The sequence below is a fragment of the Flavobacterium sp. FlaQc-52 genome, from assembly GCF_044007495.1.
In the GTDB taxonomy this organism is placed as follows: domain Bacteria; phylum Bacteroidota; class Bacteroidia; order Flavobacteriales; family Flavobacteriaceae; genus Flavobacterium; species Flavobacterium cupriresistens.
Window position 1 is genome coordinate 1 of record NZ_JBIPCV010000048.1, and the last position, 346, is coordinate 346.

The following is a 346-nucleotide window of genomic DNA, read 5'->3' on the forward strand; positions in this document are numbered from 1 at the left end:
AGAATTAGTCTAGGGCTTTTGCCAATAAATAACTGATTACTAAAAGACATGTTGGGCTTGTGCCACCGTCAACGTCATACATTTGGTTGTCGTTTAATTCTGCAACAGCTACTTTATTGAAAGCTAATTTGTTGATTGTGTTTTGTTTTTTCATAAGAGAATTAGTCTAGGGCTTTTGCCAATAAATAACTGATTACTAAAAGACATGTTGGGCTTGTTCCGCCGTCAACGTCATACATTTGGTTGTCGTTTAATTCTGCAACAGCTACTTTATTGAAAGCTAACTTGTTGATTGTGTTTTTGTTTTTCATAAGAGAATTAGTCTAAGGCTTTTGCCAATAAATAA

The 346-nt window shown here is 34.1% G+C and carries 2 protein-coding genes; both read right to left on the reverse strand.

The genetic code is table 11. The features are described 5' to 3' along the window. Positions 1-4: 4 nt before the first annotated feature. Positions 5-154, reverse strand: coding sequence for a class I lanthipeptide (locus tag ACHRV5_RS22445; protein ID WP_230004265.1), 150 nt, complete (start codon positions 152-154; stop codon positions 5-7). Positions 155-161: 7 nt separating this feature from the next. Continuing rightward, on the reverse strand, positions 162-311 hold the full coding sequence (locus ACHRV5_RS22450) for a class I lanthipeptide (RefSeq protein WP_230004263.1): 150 nt from the start codon (positions 309-311) through the stop codon (positions 162-164). Between the last annotated feature and the right edge of the window lie 35 nt (positions 312-346).